General features: G+C 71.5%; 14 protein-coding genes. 8 read left to right on the forward strand and 6 right to left on the reverse strand.

The window, feature by feature from the left end; genetic code table 11:
• Positions 1-77: 77 nt before the first annotated feature.
• Positions 78-2303, forward strand: a complete 2226-nt coding sequence (locus tag DJ010_RS13310) for a HelD family protein (protein ID WP_109694438.1) — start codon at positions 78-80, stop codon at positions 2301-2303.
• 7 nt (positions 2304-2310) lie between these two features.
• On the opposite strand, the gene DJ010_RS13315 is transcribed toward DJ010_RS13310, so the two are convergent.
• Positions 2311-2571, reverse strand: coding sequence for a response regulator transcription factor (locus DJ010_RS13315; RefSeq protein ID WP_245927531.1), 261 nt, complete (start codon positions 2569-2571; stop codon positions 2311-2313).
• Positions 2568-2963, reverse strand: a complete 396-nt coding sequence (locus DJ010_RS13320; protein ID WP_109694440.1) for a hypothetical protein — start codon at positions 2961-2963, stop codon at positions 2568-2570. The genes DJ010_RS13315 and DJ010_RS13320 overlap by 4 nt, the downstream gene beginning before the upstream one ends.
• A gap of 149 nt (positions 2964-3112) precedes the next feature.
• On the opposite strand from DJ010_RS13320, the gene DJ010_RS13325 reads away from it, so the two are divergent.
• Positions 3113-3706 carry an RNA polymerase sigma factor gene (locus DJ010_RS13325; protein WP_109694441.1) on the forward strand — a complete coding sequence of 198 codons (594 nt, stop codon included), beginning with the start codon at positions 3113-3115 and terminating at the stop codon, positions 3704-3706.
• Complete coding sequence (locus DJ010_RS13330; RefSeq protein ID WP_109694443.1) at positions 3703-4170, forward strand: carboxypeptidase-like regulatory domain-containing protein; 468 nt, start codon at positions 3703-3705, stop codon at positions 4168-4170. Before DJ010_RS13325 ends, DJ010_RS13330 begins: the two co-directional genes overlap by 4 nt.
• Positions 4171-4245: 75 nt before the next feature.
• On the opposite strand, the gene DJ010_RS13335 is transcribed toward DJ010_RS13330, so the two are convergent.
• Positions 4246-5679 (reverse strand): S8 family peptidase, encoded by a 1434-nt coding sequence (locus tag DJ010_RS13335; RefSeq protein ID WP_109694445.1) that lies wholly within the window; start codon positions 5677-5679, stop codon positions 4246-4248.
• 120 nt (positions 5680-5799) lie between these two features.
• Here DJ010_RS13335 and DJ010_RS13340 point away from each other — a divergent pair, with 120 nt between their 5' ends.
• Positions 5800-8334 (forward strand): CHAT domain-containing protein, encoded by a 2535-nt coding sequence (locus DJ010_RS13340; protein ID WP_109694447.1) that lies wholly within the window; start codon positions 5800-5802, stop codon positions 8332-8334.
• On the opposite strand, the gene DJ010_RS13345 is transcribed toward DJ010_RS13340, so the two are convergent.
• From DJ010_RS13345 to DJ010_RS13355, 3 genes are read right to left on the reverse strand one after another with little or no spacing between them, the layout of a single operon-like run.
• Positions 8331-8762 (reverse strand): hypothetical protein, encoded by a 432-nt coding sequence (locus tag DJ010_RS13345; RefSeq protein ID WP_109694449.1) that lies wholly within the window; start codon positions 8760-8762, stop codon positions 8331-8333. The genes DJ010_RS13340 and DJ010_RS13345 overlap by 4 nt on opposite strands.
• A 14-nt stretch (positions 8763-8776) precedes the next feature.
• A complete protein-coding gene (locus DJ010_RS13350) occupies positions 8777-9898 on the reverse strand; it encodes a carboxylate-amine ligase (RefSeq protein WP_109694451.1) in 1122 nt (373 codons plus the stop codon).
• A 42-nt stretch (positions 9899-9940) separates the two neighbouring features.
• Positions 9941-12709 carry a PA14 domain-containing protein gene (locus DJ010_RS13355; protein ID WP_109694453.1) on the reverse strand — a complete coding sequence of 923 codons (2769 nt, stop codon included), beginning with the start codon at positions 12707-12709 and terminating at the stop codon, positions 9941-9943.
• 195 nt (positions 12710-12904) lie between these two features.
• Here DJ010_RS13355 and DJ010_RS13360 point away from each other — a divergent pair, with 195 nt between their 5' ends.
• The 4 genes from DJ010_RS13360 to DJ010_RS21830 all read left to right on the forward strand — a co-directional run bounded on the left by DJ010_RS13360 (position 12905) and on the right by DJ010_RS21830 (position 17393).
• Positions 12905-14842 (forward strand): anthranilate synthase family protein, encoded by a 1938-nt coding sequence (locus tag DJ010_RS13360; RefSeq protein WP_109694456.1) that lies wholly within the window; start codon positions 12905-12907, stop codon positions 14840-14842.
• A 2-nt stretch (positions 14843-14844) separates the two neighbouring features.
• Positions 14845-15402, forward strand: coding sequence for an anthranilate synthase component II (locus tag DJ010_RS13365; RefSeq protein WP_245927533.1), 558 nt, complete (start codon positions 14845-14847; stop codon positions 15400-15402).
• Complete coding sequence (locus DJ010_RS13370) at positions 15399-16676, forward strand: anthranilate synthase component I family protein (RefSeq protein ID WP_109694461.1); 1278 nt, start codon at positions 15399-15401, stop codon at positions 16674-16676. Before DJ010_RS13365 ends, DJ010_RS13370 begins: the two co-directional genes overlap by 4 nt.
• Before the next feature lie 141 nt (positions 16677-16817).
• Positions 16818-17393: a hypothetical protein gene (locus DJ010_RS21830; RefSeq protein ID WP_146207346.1), complete on the forward strand. Its 576-nt coding sequence runs from the start codon at positions 16818-16820 to the stop codon at positions 17391-17393.
• Positions 17394-18223 lie beyond the last annotated feature (830 nt).

The raw sequence follows: 18223 nt of genomic DNA on the forward strand, positions 1-18223 counted from the left end.
AACTGTGTAGAGTTGGGAAGTTGCTCAGGGGGGCAACGACGTAGGGCAACGGACACGTGAAGACAGCGGGAGCAGCGTTGGCAGATCAGCTGGCCGATCGCGAGGTGGCCTCGGAGCAGGCGTTCGTGGACCGGGTGTACCAGCAGCTGGAGCGAGCCGGTGCGGCTGCGCAGCAGCTCGCCACTGAGGGGCACTCGCGCGGCAGGCTCGGGCACGAGGGCGGTCTCGTCGAGCGTGACGCCATGGTGTTCCAGGCGGCCAAGCGGATCGCGCAGCTGGACGCCGCCCACGAGGGCCTGGTCTTCGGCCGGCTCGACCTCGCGGCGAGCGTCGACGAGCAGCCGCGGTACGTCGGCCGCATCGGACTGCGTGACGACAACCGAGACTCCCTGCTCATCGACTGGCGGGCGCCGGCCGCCGCGGTCTTCTACCAGGCGACCGCGGCCGAGCCCCAGGACGTGATCCGGCGCCGGGTGCTGCGCTCCAGCGGCCCCAGGGTGGTCGGTGTCGAGGACGAGCTGCTCGACGCCGAGGCGCTCGCGGCCGCGGAGGCCGAGGGCCGTGAGCTGCCCATCGTCGGCGAGGGGGCGCTGATGGCGCAGCTCTCCCGCGCGCGCGACCGGTCGATGCACTCGATCGTCGCGACCATCCAGGCCGAGCAGGACAAGGCGATCCGCGCGCCCGGCAAGGGCGTCGTGTCGATCTCCGGCGGCCCGGGCACCGGCAAGACGGTGGTGGCGCTGCACCGCGCGGCGTACCTCCTCTACAACGACCGCCGCCGTTACGAGTCCGGTGGGGTGCTCATCGTGGGCCCCTCGGGCGTGTTCATGCGCTACATCGAGCGGGTGCTGCCGTCGCTCGGCGAGACCGCGGTCGCGCTGCGGTCGCTCGGCGAGGTCGTCGACGGGTTCCGCGCCACCCGGCACGACGAGCCGGCCGTGGCCGACGTGAAGGGCTCGGAGCGGATGGCCGAGCTGCTGCGGCGCGCCGCCCGCCAGCAGGCGCCGGGCAGCCCGACCGAGTACCGCGTCTTCTGGCGCGACGACCGGATCGTCCTCGACCGCGGCGCTCTCGGCCGGGTGCGCCGCAACCTGATGTCGCAGGGGCGCCGCAACAAGCAGCTGCCGCGGGTGTCCGCCGCGCTGCTCGACGCGATGTGGCGCCAGGTGCGCGGCGAGCGCGGCCGTGAGCAGGGGCGCGAGAAGTTCGACGACGAGATGCTCTCCCGCGACGACTTCCTGGAGTTCGCACTCGCCTGGTGGCCGCCGCTCGACGCCCCGACCGTGCTGTCGTGGCTGCGCGAGCCCGACTTCCTCTCCCGGGTCGCCGACGGCGTGCTCTCCACCGAGGAGCAGCGGCTGCTGCTCAAGTCGTGGGTGTCGAACGGTCCGGCCGGGTCCCCCGGCGGCGCCCCCGACCTGTCCATCGAGGACATCCCCTTGGTCGACGAGCTGCGCTACCTGCTCGGTGACGTGCCACAGAAGGCTGACGACGAGCGCGACGACCCGATGGCGTTGATCGAGGGCGCCGTCGACATCCAGGAGCTGATGACGGCCTCGGACCGGGAGTACGCCCCGTCCGGTCGGGCGTGGGCGCCGCCGACCCACAGCATCGAGGACGACGCCTACGCCCACGTGCTCATCGACGAGGCCCAGGACCTGACGCCGATGCAGTGGCGGATGGTCGGTCGGCGCGGCCGCACCGCGTCGTGGACGATCGTCGGCGACCTGGCGCAGTCGTCGTGGCCGGCGCCGGAGGAGGCGGCGGCCGCGCGGGCGTCGGTGCTGGAGGGCAAGCCGAACCACGAGTTCCACCTGTCGACGAACTACCGCAACTCCGCGGAGATCTACGAGTTCGCCGCGGCCTACGCCGAGCGGGTCGGCCTCCCGGCCGACCTGCCGGACGCGGTGCGCCGCACCGGCGTCGCGCCGACGGAGATCGCCGGCGTGGCCGACCTCGAGGCCGCCACCCGCGATGCAGTCGTCGCGATGGCCCGCGAGGTGGCCGGTACGGTCGGGATCGTCGTCCCCGCCGCACGCCGCTCGGACGTCAACGCCTGGCTGGCGTCCTGGCCCGAGCTCGCGGAGGACGCGCGCGGGGCCCGGGCCGCCATCGACTCCTCGGTGCCGCCGTCGGGCGACGACCGGGTGGTGGTGCTCACCGGCCTCGACACCAAGGGGCTGGAGTTCGACGGCATCGTCGTGGTGTCGCCGGAGGAGATCGAGGCCGAGTCGGCGACCGGCCGGGCGACGTTGTACGTCGTACTCACCCGGGCGACGCAGCTGCTGACCACGCTGAGCTGACCCTCGGCTAGATTCCTTCGGCCCGCAGCAGGGTCAGCACGGCCAGCACCCGCCGGTTCACGTGGTCGGAGGGGTGCAGCTCGAGCTTGCGGAAGATGCTGGTGCAGACCGTCTCGACCGTCTTGGCGGCGAGGAACAGCTCGCCCGCGATCGCCGCGTTGGACCGGCCTTCGGCGATGAGGCGGAGCACCTCCATCTCGCGCGGCGAGAGCCGGCCCAGCCGCCGCCCGGCCGGCGACTGGACCGTCTCGGAGAGGGTCAGCGTCACTTGAAGACCGGTCCGCCCCAGAGCCGGGCGCCCCGAGCCTTGCGGGGGGCGACCGCGACGGCGGCGCCGGTCAGCGCCAGCACCTTGGCGCCGGACTCGACGCCGTGCTCGGTGGCCTCCGCCGCCTTGCGCAGGATCGCCAGGATGCCGGCCTGGCTGCGGCGCAGCTGGGCGTAGGTGTCCTGCAGGACGTCCTCGCCGGTGCGGATGTCGAGCTGGGCCTCGCACATGCGGTTCCAGCGGGCGCGGAGCGCCGTGAGCAGGCCCTCGGGGCTGCCGAAGTACTGCGTCCACTCCTCGCGCCAGGGCAGCGCCCCGGTCATGTCGCGGGCGGAGGTCTCCTCGACCTCGCGGATGATGGCGGTCCGGGCGTGGGTCTCGGTCCAGGTCATCGTCTTGTTCCTTCCGGGAGCTGGTGCGGTGGGGGTCACCGCTGCGGTTCACGGAAGGAGGAGGGGACGGGGGGCGGCCCTGATACAGGAAAGTTTCGACGTATCACGGTGCTCGCTCGACGCTCCTCCATGCGGGACGATGTCTTCCAATGGACACGACAGATCCGCTCGCGACCCTCGTCCCCGCGGCGCGGGGAGGGGACAGCAGTGCCTGGGATGCGATCGTCGACCGCTTCCTCCCGTTGGTGGGAGCGATCATCCGTCGGCACCGGCTCTCGGAGGCCGACGGTGACGACGTCAGCCAGACCGTGTGGCTGCGGCTCGTCGAGCACCTCGACGCGCTGCGCGAGCCGGACGCCCTCCCGGGCTGGATCCGTACCACGACGCGCAACGAGTGCCTCCGTGTCATCGCCGCCCGCGGCCGGGTGCGTCCGGTCGACCCGCAGGAGGGTGCCGGGCTCGACGCCGTGGCCCCGGACGCCTCGGACACCGACCTGCTCGCCGCGGAACGCCGCCAAGCGCTGCGCGAAGCGCTCCTGGAGCTGCCGGCCGCTCGGCGCGAGCTGCTCCTTCTGCTCATGGCCGACCCACCCGTCCCCTACGAGGTCATCAGTGAACGACTCGGCATCCCGATCGGCTCGATCGGACCGACCCGCGCCCGCGCCCTCGACCAGCTGCGCCGGACCAGCGCTCTCCGCGGCCTGCGTGATGCCGGCCCCGACCCGGTGGGAGGTGCTCGATGACTGAGTGGAACGACGAGGAGCTGATGGCCGAGCTCACCGCTGCCGTCGAGGAGGAGACCGCGGTCTCCGACCGTCGCCGGGCCGCCGCGAGGGCCGCCTTCACCTGGCGCACCGTCGACGCCGAGCTGGCCGAGCTGCTCCACGACTCGGCGCTCGACGCCGGCGCCGCCGTCCGCTCGGGCCCGGGTGACGCGGGCGGGCCTCGGATGCTGTCCTTCCGTCGCTCCGCGGTCACCCTCGAGGTGGAGGTCGACGGCGACGAGGTGCTCGGCGAGGTGGTCGAGGACGGTGGTTCCGAGACCGGGCCCGCGACCGTCACCCTCCAGCGTCCCGGCGCCGACGACCGGACGGTGGAGACCAACGCCTCCGGCTTCTTCCGGTTCTCCGACGTCGGCCCGGGCTCGGTGCGGTTCGTCGTCAGCCGGGCCGGGTGGTCGCTCACCACCCCCTGGGCGACGATCTGATCCCTCCCTCGAATTGCCCGTAACGCCATACGGCTCGCACCGCAGGAGGTGCGAGCCGTATGACGTCCGCTGCGATCAGAGGGGGCCGATGATGCGGTAAGCGCCGACCGTGGAGCTCGTGCTCGGCTGCGCGGTCATCATCAGGGCGTCGTAGGCCACCCGCGGGTCATCGGTCCTCAGCTCGCTCATCTTCGCGGCGATGGCGCCGCTGACGATCGGCGTGGAGAACGAGGTGCCGCTCCACTGGGCCATCCCGCGGAAGTGGCGCTCGTCCGGAACGCCGTTGTGGATGTTCTCGGGCTCGTAGCAGACGTAGCGGCCCTCGGGAAAGGCGTTCACCAGGTTCTCGCCCCGGGCGTAGACGTTGACCCAGTCGTCCCCCTTGGGGTCGCTGGTGTTGGAGAACTCGGAGATCTTCCCGTTCGCACCCACCGAGCCGACGCCGACCACCCAGTCGAACGCGGCCGGGTAGAACTTCTCGGTGCTGCCCTCGTTGCCGGCCGCCGCGACGACCAGCACCTTGTTCTTCGGGTCGAGGATGCCCTTGGCGAGCGCCAGCAGCTGGAAGGCGATCAGCGGCCAGCTGTTCCGGGTGTGAGTGCCTGCCGAGACGCTGATGATCTGCGGCATGTCATTGTCGAGCAGCGCCTCGCTCAGCTGCTGGCAGATGTGCGACTCATAGACCGCTCCGCCTCCCTTGGGTGCGAACCCCTCGAGCTCGACCCTGGCCTTCGGAGCCAGGCAGCGGACGACGCCGGCGATGAAGGTGCCGTGGCCGGCGTACTCGTGGATCTTGTTCTCGTCGACCTGCTCCTCGTCCGCCGGGTCGGCGGTGACACCGCCGAGCCAGCCGATGGTCTTGCCGGCCTTCTTCCACCACCCCGTGTCGACGACCGCTACCCGGACGTCGGCTCCGGCCTCCGAGTTCGCGGCGACCGGTGGGACCGGGTCGGCCGAGGGGGGCTCCTCCGGTTCGGTGAACGGGCACAGACGTGGAGGACCGGTGACGTAGAGGATGTGGTCGGGGGTGGCCACCGGATCCTGACGCTCGGCCCGGTCCCGATGGACCTCGTCGAGCTCCTCCAAGGTCATCAGTACGTCGTCCTCGCTGTCCGTGCGCGACGGCATCCTCGCGACCACCAGTCCAGGCATTGTCGGTAGGTCCGCGCGTTCCAGCTCGCCGCGGAAGCGACGTCGACGTTCGGGCTCGCGGAAGAACCGCTCAAGCAGGGCGAAGTCATCGCCGTCGCGGACCAGCACGTGGCTGGGGCGATACAGGTACTTGGTGTCGGCGTCGTCTCGCGCACGCCGTGGACCGTCGACGGACGCTGCCGCGACCTCGCCGTCCAGGTACTTCCTGACGACGGCGACCTGGACCCGCACCCGCTCCGCGTTGTCGTCCTCCGGGTGCGGGTCCAGGACGGGTGGCTTCCCCGGCCACGGAAACCGTCGACGGATCTGCGCCAGGATGTCGCGGACAGAGAAGCTCGGACGTGGTGTCTCGGTCATGACGCACCTCGGGGAGAGCGGGGCGGGAAACTCGCGAGCCGAGTCCCGCAGCGCCGCTAACGTAGTGCCGCCCGGAGACGGCCGTAAACAGGGGAAACCCTCTGAACTCTCGAGGCGGCGATGCAGGAACTGCTGACCCTCGCCTTCGACGACCCACCGGAGACGGTGCGGGTCGCGGCGGAGGTGCTCGCCCGGAACGCGGATGCGGTCTCTCGTTCCTACGCCCACCAAGCGCTGGGGATCGTCTTCCGGGAGTCGGGCGAGTCGAAGGCTGCGCTGTCCCACCTCCGATCAGCGATCCGTGCTGCTGAGGACTCTGGATCGGACGACCGCGTGCGCGACGTCCGCGCGACGTACGGCGGCGCGCTCGTCTTCGCCGGACGGACCGGTGACGGTCTGGCCCAGCTGAGACGTGCTGCGGAGGGAGCACGTCCGGAGGTCGCGGCCACGGTGCGGTCCCGGCTCGCCATCGTGCTCGGGATCCTCGGCCGCCGTGAGGAAGCGATCGTCGAGACCCGCCGTGCGGTCGAGGAGATCGTCCGCCTTGGTGACCGCAACTGGGAGGGCCGAGCACGGAACGGGCTCGGCTGGGAGGAGCTGATGAGCGGCCGGGTGGAGGCGGCCGAACAGGAGTTCCTCGCCGCCGAGCGGATCCTGCGTGCCGAGTCGGCAACGTTGGAGCGGTTGGAGGCGGTCGAGAACCTCGGCGAGGCCGCGATCGCCCGCGGGGCGGTGGCCGATGGCCTGCGCCATCTAGCTCATGCTGCGTCCGGCTACGAGGCCGTCGGCCGACCGCCCCGGTTCCTCCTGGTGTGCGCTCGAGCGAATGCCTACCTCGCTGCCGGGTTGCCAGCCGAGGCGGAACGGATCTACAGCGACCACGTCGACCTGGGTGCACTGCCCGACGTTCGCAGGGCCGAGCTCCACTACCACCGGTCGGGCGCTCGTCTTGCGGCCGGAGACGTGGACGGAGCGATCGCGGACGCCGACCTGGCACGTCGGATGTGCAGGGCTCAGGACCGTCCGTGGTTCGAGCTGCGGGCCCGGCTGGTCTCGCTCCGCGCGCGGCTCGAGTCCGGCGGGACCGCACCTGTTGGTGAGACCCGGCAGGTGGCGATGCTGCTGGACGATGAGGGGGCCGACGAGGCGCCGCTCGCCTTGATGATCGCCGCCCGCCTCACCGCCGGTGATGAGCGGCGCAGATTGCTGCAGCAAGGCGCGACGTACAGGACACGAGCGAACGGGTTGGTGCGTGCCAGTGCGCATCTCGCCGGAGCGTTGGAGCGCGCGGAGGTTGCCGACCGCGCAGGAGTCCTCCGCGCCTGCGCTTCCGGCCTCGACGCGATCGACGAGCACAGAAGGCTGATGGGCAGCTCGGAGCTGCGGGCGCTGGCGACGACGCACGGTCGCGAGCTGACGGAGATCGCACTCCGGCACGCGGCGCACGACCCGCGGACCCTGCTGCGGTGGAGCGAGCGAACCCGCGCAACAGCCCTCGCCCAACCGGCGGCAACCTCCGATGCAGCAACGATCCCGGCAGCTCTCGCCGCTCTGCGCGACAACGGTCGGCGGCTGGCTGAGGCGCGTCTAGCAGCGGAGCCGACCGAGGAGCTGGAGAGGGAGCGGCTCCGGCTGGAGCGGGCGGTGCGGGCGGAGGCGCACATTCAGTCCGCGGCGGACACCGACCCGCAGCGGCCCGCTCCGGTCGAGGAGATCGTTGCGGGAGTCGGGGACGGGTGCCTGGTCGAGCTGGTCGACGTCGACGGCGTCCTCCACGTCCTCGTCGTCCACAACGGGAGAGTCCGCCGGAAGATCGCCGGCACCACCGCGGAGGTCGCCGAGCTGCTGGGCCCGACGGCCATGCTGCTGCGCCGGGCGTCGCGGGGCCGCGCGACCAGCACCGCCGACCTCGGGCGGCGGCTGCAGGCGGCGATCCTCGGTGATGCCGTGCGCCTGCTACCCGACGGCCCGCTCGTCCTCGCCCCGACCGCCCGCCTGCACGGGCTGGCCTGGTCGCTGCTCCCCGTGCTGCACGACCGGCCATTCGGGATCGTGCCCTCGGCGGGTCAGTGGCTCCGCGCCAAGGAGGTACGACGCCCGCGCCCGCGTCGCACCCTCCTCGTCGCCGGGCCCGACCTCGCGTCGGGGGGAGCCGAGGTGCCGATCCTCAAGGAGCGCCACCCCGACGCCGTGCTGCTCGACGGCAGGGCCGCGACCCTCACCGACGTTCTGGCGCACCTCGACGGCGCCGACCTCGCCCACCTCGCGACGCACGGGCGGTTCCGCGCGGACAGCCCGTTGTTCTCCAGCCTCGACCTGGCCGACGGTCCGCTCACCGTGCACGACCTGGAGCGACTGCGCCGGGCGCCGTACCGCGTCGTGCTCTCCGCGTGCGAGTCCGGCGTGCTCGCACCGGTCGGCGCCCAGGAGCTGCTCGGCCTGGCCGCCGCGCTCTTCTCGATCGGCACGGCCGGCCTGGTCAGCAGCGTGGCCGAGGTCAACGACGCCGCCACCGCTGACCTGATGGTCGGCCTGCACGACGGCCTGGCCCGCGGCGACGACCCGGCGGCCGCGCTGCTCGCGGTCCGGCGGGCAGCGGCCAAAGACCCGGTCGCCGCCGGGACCGCCGCCGCGTTCGTCGCGCTCGGCGTCTAGTTGTCGTCGGGCCGTGCCTCGTGCCCGCGCCGCCCGTGCGTGCGCCGGTCCTCCTTCATCTCCGCCTCGTAGAGGTGCCGCCGGCCGCCGACGAGCGCATCGCGGCCCTCCTGCTCGAGCCGCTTGAAGGTGGCGTAGTAGCCGTCGTCGTACTCCTCCATGATCTGGAACGTCCACCGTCCCTCGAGCACGTTGCGGCCGACGAGCTCGCGCTCGAACTTGTCGGCGAGTGCCTTGTGCCCGGCCTCCCGCAGCTTCTCGACGCCCTTGCCGAGCGTGAGGTCGGCGGTGCCGGAGAGCCGGTGGAAGGTGTAGAGGTGGCCGCGCGCGATCTCGATCGCCTCCAGCGCCTCCGAGATGTCGCCGAGCGCCTCGACCGTCAGGTCGTCGACGCCTTCCGGCCGGGTGTGCTCCTCGTCGGGTCCCATCGCTTTTCCTTCCCCTAGTTCCTCGTCTGCCAGCAAGCATTGGTGCGCGCCACCAGGTCGTCGACCACCGCGCGCAGGTCGCCGTCGCTGCGTTCGTACGCCGCCCGCTGCCGGCTCGCACCGCCGCCGGCCAGGACCCGGTCGAGCCCGTCCTCCACGAGCGCGAGGTCTCCGCAGGCCTCCAGCGGGTCGCGCACGGTGCGGACCAGCGTGGCCAGCACGTCACGCACCGGGGCGAGCTGTCCCGTGATGGGCGATACCAGCGCGCCGGACAGGCCGTGCCGCGCGGCCCGCCACTTCGCGGCCTGCAGCATCTCGGCCCGCCAGACCGGCAGCTCGGCGCCGTCTCCGCCGAGGTCGGCGACCCACATCACCAGCGCCCGCACCAGCGCGGTGACGAGCAGCGCGTCGTCGGGGTCGGCGCACACGTCGGTGATCCGAACCTCGACGGTCGGGTTGCCCTCCGACAGCCGCGCGTCGAAGTAGAGCATCGCCGGGTCGAGCGCCGCGCCCGACTCGATCAGCCACTGGCAGACCTCCCGGTAGCGCTCGACGGAGCCGAACCGCTCGGTCGGCCCGGCGCTGGGCCACCGCGCCCACTCCTGCGAGCGCCACGAGTGGTAGCCGGTGTCCCGGCCCCGGGCGTACGGCGAGTTCGCGCTGATCGCGAGCAGCAGGGGCAGCCACGGCGCCAGCTCGTCGACCAGCGTCACGCCCTGCTCGTCGGAGTCGATCCCGACGTGCACGTGCATCGCACAGATCCCGCCGCCGCGCGCGATCTCGCCGTACCGCTGCAGCATCGTGAGGTAGCGGTCGTCGCGGGACACCTTCGGCTCGCCGCTCTGCACGGGCGTCGTGCCCGTGGCGGCGGTGAGCACGCCGACGCCCTCCGCGGCAGCGGCCGCCGCCCGCCGCTGCCGCACCAGGTGCTCACGCACCTCGCCGAGATCGACCAGCGGGGCGGTCCGGGTCTCGAGCTGGTGCCGGAACAGCTCCTTCTCCAGGGCCTCGTCGGGTGCCAGCGACGCGTCGTCGACCTGCCGGCTCAACGCGTCCTGCGCCCGCGGCGCCAGCTCCCGGGTCTCGGGGTCCACGAGCAGGAGCTCCTCCTCGATCCCGACGGTCCGTGGCTGCACGGGGGGCAGGTACCCCGGCCGCCCGTTGCTACCACGTGGGCGCTAGGACACGCTGAACGGACGCCAGGCCGCCGTGCCGTCGAGGTTCCCGGCCGCGTCGCGGGCCCGGGAGTCGAACGCGTAGCTGCCGGCAGCCGGGAGGTTCACACCGATCGTCCAGCCCGTCGACGTCGCCCCGGGGTTCGCGAGCGTCGCGAGCCGGAAGGCGTACGCCGTGCCCCACGAGCCGTCGGCCTGCAGCCACAGGTTGTTGTCGCGGTTGCGTACGGCGACGCGCACCTCCGCCACGCCCTTGTCGTCGGTCGCGGTGCCGGTGGCGGTCACGACGCCGGCGGGGACCGTGGCCTTGTTCGCGGGCGCGGTGATCACGGAGTCGGGCGCCGCGGTGTCGGGGGTGGGCGGCGGTGCGGTGGGCAGGACCTGGAGGTTCAGCGTGAGGCGGGCGCTGCCGCCGCGCTCGTAGTACTCGACCGTCACCTTGTGGGTGCCGGCGTCGAGGGTGCCCGACGTGCCGGACAGGTTGGTCCACGCGGCGTCGCTCCAGTTGTTCACGACCTTCTCGCCGTCGACCCACACCCGGACGCCGTCGTCTGAGCTCGGGATCGTCACCTTGACCTGCGCCGGGCTCGCCAGGTCCAGCTGCTGGGTGAAGCGAGCCGAGAAGTCGTCGCCGGGGATCGCGCTGCTCGGCGAGCCGGAGCCCCAGTTCTCGTCGATCGTGGCGTCGCAGCCGACGACGGCGGGGGAGCCGGCGAGGGTGCGGTTGGCGAAGTAGCTGGCGGTCCACGGCGTGGCGCCGGTGCAGGTGGGGTCGGCCGGCGGTGTCGGCGGCACCGACCCACCGCTGGTCGGCGTGGCGAACAGGCTCGTCATCGACGACCACGGGATGCCCGAGCTGCTGCCGCTGTTGACGACCGTCGATGTGCCCCAGCGCGGCAGTCCGTCCGGCGCGTGGAAGCGGTAGAGCCGGTTGTCGCTCCAGGCGACGTAGAGGAAGTCGCCGACGAGCTCCATCGCCCGCGCGCCGCTCCAGTCCTTGGAGGACGCGACCCACTCGTAGCCCTCGAGAACGCCGCTCTCCAGGGAGTGGCCGCGGTAGAAGAGGCGGCTGTCGTTGGTCTTCGTGTAGAGGACCTTGCCGTCCTCGAAGGCCGCGGTGCGGGTCTCGGCGACGCCGTACGGCTGGTCGTAGGGCGTCAGGTTGTGGGTGGTGTCGACGTAGCCGACCGAGGTCGACAGGTTCGTCACGGTCGACCCCACCGTGCTGCCGTCGAAGGACCTCGCGTAGAAGGCCTGGGACGGGCCGAAGTAGCTCAACCGGTCGTGCTGCACGAACCCGTCGCGGGTGCCGGCCCAGCTGACGCCGCCCTGGCTGGGGCTGCTGATCGTGGTGATCGGTCCGAAGGCCGAGCCGTCGAACGCCATCGAGCTGAGGCTGTCGCCGGAGGTCGTGTAGGCGAACCGCACCGGCAGCTGCACGTCCTCGGGTGCCGGGTTGGCGGTGCCGCCGCTGGTCGGCAGCAGCGCGAGCCGCTGGCGCAGCTTGCCGCCGAACTGGGTGGTGTCGTGGCCGACCATCAGGAACTCGTCGGTCGCGTAGAGCGCCTCGACGCCGCGACCGCGGTCGCGGGTCGGGTTCCAGGAGAGCGGGACGCCTGAGTACGGGTCGAGTGCCGCGATGCCCGGGCGGGCGAGCGCCCCCGGCCCGTCGTTGTCACCACCGGGGGACGGGTGCGGGTTGTTGGTCCAGCGCTGGTGCCCGCCGACGTACACGGCCGTCTCGGTCACCTCGACCGCCCAGAACGTGTCACCGCCGGTGTGGTCGACCCACGACGGCTGCAGGCCGCCGCCGGACGTGGCCGAGGTCAGCGGCAGCTCCCAGCGCGCGGTGGAGTCGCAGAGGCTGGCGTTGCCGAAGAACGCTCCGGTCGTGTTGACGACGAAGTAGGAGCTGTCCGGCGCGATGTCGACGCCGCGGATGTAGGTGTCGGGGTAGGAGCCCGAGCACTGCATCTCGTAGCGGTCCGTCGACCACGGCGCGACCTTGGGCCGGGCGCCGGCGAGGTCGATGACCGCCACCTGCTGGCGGGCGGCGCCGGCGACCTTCTTGAAGTTGCCGCCGACCACCAGCCACCGGCCGTCCGCGGAGACGTCGAGCTCCTGGACGTACGGCGAGTACTGGTCGCGCGACTCGCTGATCGGCAGGTCGAACGTGGGGTCGATCTGGCCGGTGGTGGCGTTGATCGCGGCCAGGCCGCGGACCGGCTTGCCGCTCACCTTGCCGAACTCCCCACCGAGGATCAGCCGGTCACCGAGCAGCGCGAAGTCCTTCACGGTCGACCCTGCGGACGCCTTGAAGGAGGTGTCCAGCGTGCCGTCGAGGTTGAGCCGCGCGACCCGTTGCGCCGGCTGCCCGTTGACCTCGGTGAAGGCACCGGCGATCAACAGCTGCGACTTGTCGGCGGTGTAGGTCACCGCCTCGACGTTGCCGTTGATCGCGGGCGTGAACGAGCCGTCGATCGCGCCGGTCGCGGAGCTGAAGCGGAAGAGCTTCGGCTGCACCCACGCCGGCTGGCTGGAGTCGCCGACCCGCACCTTGGTGAAGGTGCCGCCGACGACGACGTCCGGGCCGGAGCTCGTGATGCTGTAGACGCGGCCGTCCATGACGCGCGGCTGCTTGGCGTCGAAGACAGGCGACACGATCACGTCCTGATCGGCCTGCGACGGCGTGGTGACGGAGATGGCCAGCAAGGAAGCGATCGCGATGACGATCGGGCCAGCGACGGCGCGGCGTAAGGTCCCCCAGGACACGGTTCTACCTCTCGGTGCACCCGGGTTCCCCAACCCGGGCGTGCTCCGGGCCGTTGAATTGGAGCCGGCCCGATTGTTCTCGCAAAGTGCAACAGGTCGCGGCCGGGCAAGGCACGGTTTCGGTTGCCAGATCTGGACACATCCGCCGAGCGATATCCGGTCGGCCGTGGCCGGCCGGCGCCGTAGGCTCCTGCCATGACTCAGGACCTCACGCCCAGGGAAGCCATCGCGGCCATCCAGGGGCACGAGGCGTGGGCCATCATCCGGCGCTCCACCCGGGCGGGCGACCGCGACACCGTCGGCGTCCTCGGCGGTCGCCGCTGGGTCGCCGGCTCGATCATGGACATCCCGCTGGAGGAGGGGCCGCCGGCTCCGGGCCGGCAGTGCGACCGGCTGGTCGCCGTACCCTTCCGCCAGGTCACCGAGCGGGGCTTCGAGGCCCACGACGACGGCACCCCGTTGGTGGTCGTCGACGTGGAGACCGAGCGCGAGTACTCCGTCGGCGACGTCATCGACGCGATCGACGACGGCGGCATCGAGTTCGCCGACCGCGGTGGCTTCGACGTCGAGGACACCGACTACGCCAAGATCGTCGAGGCGATCATCAAGGACGAGATCGGGCAGGGCGAGGGCGCCAACCTGGTCGTCGGGCGCCACTACCGCGCGGTCGTCGCCGACTGGGGCGCCGACAAGGCGCTCACGGTCTTCCGCCGGTTGCTCGAGCGCGAGCGCGGCGCCTACTGGACCTTCCTGTTCTTCACCGGAGACCGCTACCTCGTCGGCGCCAGCCCCGAGCGGCACGTGAGCGTGCACGGCGGCGACGTGCGGATGAACCCGATCTCGGGCACCTTCCGCGTCCGGCCACCCGAGGGCGACGACCGCCGGATCGAGACCCGCCTGGCGGAGTTCCTCCAGGACGAGAAGGAGATTTACGAGCTCTTCATGGTCGTCGACGAGGAGCTCAAGATGATGTGCGACATCTGTCACGAGGGTGGCCAGGTGCTCGGGCCGTTCCTCAAGCCGATGACGCACCTGATCCACACCGAGTACCTCCTCGCCGGCCGCAGCCGTCGCGACGTGCGCGAGATCCTGAGGGACACGATGTACGCCGCCACGGTCACCGGGTCGCCCGTGGAGAACGCGTGCCGGCTGATCAAGCAGTACGAGCCCGAGGGCCGCGGCTACTACGGCGCCGCGCTCGCGGTGATCGGTCGCGACGACCGCGGGCTCCCGGTCATCGACAGCCCCATCGTCATCCGCACCGCCGACGTGGACCTCGAGGGGCGGCTGAAGGTGACCGCGGGCGCGACGTTGGTGCGCGACTCCGACCCCGCCTACGAGGTGGCCGAGACCCACGCCAAGGCGGGCGGCATCCTGTCCGCGTTCGGCCTGGTGCCACCGGCGCCCGAGCACGGGGTCGACCTCGCAGCCCTGGCCGCCGACGAGGACGTGCTGATCGCGCTCAACTCCCGCAACCGGAGGCTCAGCGGCTTCTGGCTGACCGACCAGGCGGGCACCCCGCCCGACCCGCGACTGGCTGGCAAGAGCGTGGTGATCCTCGACGGCGAGGACGACTTCGTGAACATGCTGCGGCACCTGCTGGCGGTGATGGGCATGACGTCGGCCGTCGTCCGGCACGAGGACTACACGCCCGGCTGCCTCGACGGCTACGACCTCGTCATCGTCGGTCCCGGCCCGGGCGACCCCCGCGACGACAGCGACCAGAAGATGGTGAACCTGCGGCACGCGGTCGCCTCGCTGCTCGCGGAGGAGCGGCCGTTCCTGGCCGTCTGCCTCGGTCACCAGGCGCTGTGCCACGAGCTCGGCATCCCGCTGGCCTACAAGGACATCGTCTTCCAGGGCACCCAGTCCGAGGTGGTCGTCCACGGGCGGCGGGAACGGGTCGGGTTCTACAACACGTTCGTCGGCCGGGTTTCGACAGGCTCGACCACCGAGGAGGACAGCTCCCTTCCGGAGGGCGTCGTCGTCGAGGCCGACCCTGGCTCGGGTGACGTCAACGCGCTGACGGGCCCGCACTACCGCGGCGTCCAGTTCCACGCGGAGTCGATCCTGACCGAGCGCGGATGGGACATCGTGCACGACCTGGTGTCGGCGGTCCTGCTGGATGGCTGAGATTGGCCGCGGCGCCTGACGTCGTCGTGGTCGACCACCACGACTCCTACACCCACAACCTGGTCCACCTGGTCGCCGGCGTCACCGGCGTGCTGCCGACGCTGGTGCAGCACGGCGAGATCACCACCGACCAGCTGGCGTCGTACGACGCGATCGTGCTCTCTCCCGGACCGGGCCACCCGGACGAGCACGACTGGTCGCTGTTCTCGCTGGGACTGCCGGTGCTCGGGGTGTGCCTCGGGATGCAGGCGATGGTGACGGCGTACGGCGGGGTCGTCGACCGCGCGCGGCCAGGCCACGGCGTGGAGGCGGTCGTCCGCCACGACGGGACCGGGCTGTTCGACGGAGTGCCCGACCCCTTCCGCGCGATCCGCTACCACTCGCTCGCGGCGGTCTCCCTGCCGCCGGAGCTGGAGCGGACGGCGGTCGACGAACGGACCGGCCTCACCATGGCCGTCGCCCACCGGGCGTTGCCGGTCGTCGGCGTGCAGTTCCACCCCGAGTCGATCCTCACCCAGCACGGCGCACGGCTGGTCGCCAACTTCCTGGAGCTGGTGTGAGCACCCGGGTCGACGTCGTCGAGGCGTTCACCGAGATCGCCGCCGAGCACCGCCGCTGCGTCTGGCTCGACGGCGGCGGCGCCCGCGAGTGGTCGCGGCAGCGCTCGATCATCGGGTGGCTGGAGGACGACGACGTCTCGTTGACCTACGACGCCGCCCACCGCGAGGTCACCCGCCACGCGGGCGGTGCCAGTGTCGTGGTCGGCGACGACCCGTTCGTCGTGCTCGAGGAGGAGCTGGCCGCCGGTTCTCCCTCCGACCAGTGGTTCGGCTACTTCGGCTACGCGGCCCGGCCCGACCTCCCCGCCCGTCCCGACCCCGACCTCCCCGACGCGATCTGGATGCGCCCGTCGGCGATCCGCCTCTTCGACCACGACGAGCCGTCGTCGGTCGCGCCTGTCGAGACCGCTCCGGTCGAGGTCTCGACGGGCTCGACCTCCAGTGCGCCGCCGGCCGAGTACGCCGAGGCCTTCGCCGCCGTCCAGGAGCACCTGCACGCCGGCAACTCCTACGAGGTCAACCTGACCCACCGGATCCGGGTGCCGAGCCAGATCGACCCGGCGTCGGCGTACCTCCGGCTGCGCAGCGTCAACCCCGCGCCGTACGCGGGTTTCCTGCAGCACACGGTGCCCGGCCGGCCGGCCGCGAGCGGCTGGCTGCTGAGCTCGTCGCCGGAGCGGTACGCCCTGGTCACCGAGGACCGGGTGCTCGAGACCAAGCCGATCAAGGGCACGACGCCGCGCGGCGCGACCCCGGCCGAGGACGACGCGGCGCGGGAGCGGCTGGCGACGGACCCGAAGTTCCGCGCAGAGAACCTGATGATCGTCGACCTGCTCCGCAACGACCTCTCCCAGGTCTGCAAGGTCGGGAGCGTCGAGGTGCCGGTGTTGATGGACGTCGAGTCCTACAGCTCGGTCCACCAGCTCGTCTCGACGGTCCGCGGTCGGCTGCGCGACGACGTCACCACCGTCGGCGCCCTGCGCGCGCTCTTCCCCGCCGGCTCCATGACCGGCGCTCCGAAGCTGCGGACGATGGAGATCATCGACGCGGTCGAGAGGACGCCCCGCGGTGCCTACGCCGGCGCGTTCGGCTGGGTCTCCGGCGACGGTCGCGCCGACCTCGGGGTCGTCATCCGCACCCTCCTCACCGCCGGCCACGGCTACCTGCTCGGCACCGGCGGCGGCATCACCGTCGACTCCGAGGTGAGCGAGGAGTACGCCGAGACGCGGTGGAAGGCCGAGCGGCTGCTACGGGCACTCGGTCGGGACTCCTAGCCCTGCGGCGGTGACGGGGCCCGGTGCCCGCTGGTGGTGCCGTCGGCCGCCCGAAATTGCCGAGTAGCGGGCGATTGTGACCCTTTAGTCACGGGGACTTCCTCTCGCGGTGACAATGTGTCCGTGATTCGTACTCGGAACGTGAGGCTGCTCCTGGCAGGGCTTCTTGCGACCGTCGCGGCGGCGGCCCCGGTACACGCTGGAGGCCAAGGAACCGTGGTCACATCGACCGATGTGCTGCTCAAGGTCCGAGACGACCTCGGTGACCAGGTCACCGCTCGCATTGCATCCCGTGCGGAACGTCGTGCTGCAGATGTTCAGCGCGTCCGGGTTTGGCAGGACGGACAGGTTCCTTGGGTGGCGCTCACGCTCCGGGGACGTCCCGATGCTGCGCGTGTTGAGAAGTGGACGGGGGCAGTCACGCTCATCGAGGACGCTGACGACTTCTGGGGCCTGCGAGTCGATATCGGCCGCAAACGGTCGCTTCCGCTGGTGTACCAGCCCGACGGCTCAGCCATCTACTGCGGCGGTCCGGTACGAACTCGCTTGTCAAACCGCGGCCGGACGCTGACAGTCCGAGTTCCAGTGGGATGCGGCTGGACGAATCCTGTCCAGGTCTTTGGCTACGCGATCGTCGAACGGCGCGGCCACGAATGGATGGGCGAAGACGACATTGAGGCTGAAGCCGGGCTCGTGTGGCGACCTGACGAGCCCTAAGCGAACCGCCCGTTACTGCCGCCATGCGTGGTCGGTTCGTGGATAGCGTGAGCACATGACCGACATCGCCTCTGCATGGGTTCCGCCCACCGAGTGCGATCAGTGTCCGCATCCGATCTCCGAGCACACCCTGTGGCCACCGGATTCGACCGGCGATGGCTGGATGCACTGCCAAGCAACCGGTTGCGACCGGTGCTGGCACGACTGGCCGAGGCTGACCTAAGCGCCCGCTAATGCCGCACGGCGTGCTCGCGGAGCAGCACGCTAATGCCGCACGGCGTGCTCGCGGAGCAGCACGCTAATGCCGCACGGCGTGCTCGCGGAGCAGCACGCTAATGCCGCACGGCGTGCTCGCGGAGCAGCACGCTAATGCCGCACGGCGTGCTCGCGGAGCAGCACGCTAATGCCGCACGGTCGGAGCAGCACGCTAATGCCGCACGGCGTGCTCGCGGAGCAGCACGCTAATGCCGCACGGCGTGCTCGCGGAGCAGCACGCTAATGCCGCACGGCGTGCTCGCGGAGCAGCACGCTAATGCCGCACGGTGTGCTCGCGGAGCAGCACGCTAATGCCGCACGGTGTGCTCGCGGAGCAGCACGCTAATGCCGCACGGTGTGCTCGCGGAGCAGCACGCTAATGCCGCACGGCGTGCTCGCGGAGCAGCACGCTAATGCCGCACGGCGTGCTCGCGGAGCAGCACGCTAATGGCGCCCCTCTGTGTCAAGACGCGGCTGGAAGAACTGGCTTAGGCTCGGGTCTGGCGGGTCCGGGAAGTGGCTTGTCCGAAGAGCCGGTATGGGGTTGTGAGCCGGTCGCGCTGGATTCAGAGTCG

Origin of the sequence: Nocardioides silvaticus (genome assembly GCF_003160695.1) — a bacterium.
Classification (GTDB): Bacteria; Actinomycetota; Actinomycetes; order Propionibacteriales; family Nocardioidaceae; genus Nocardioides; species Nocardioides silvaticus.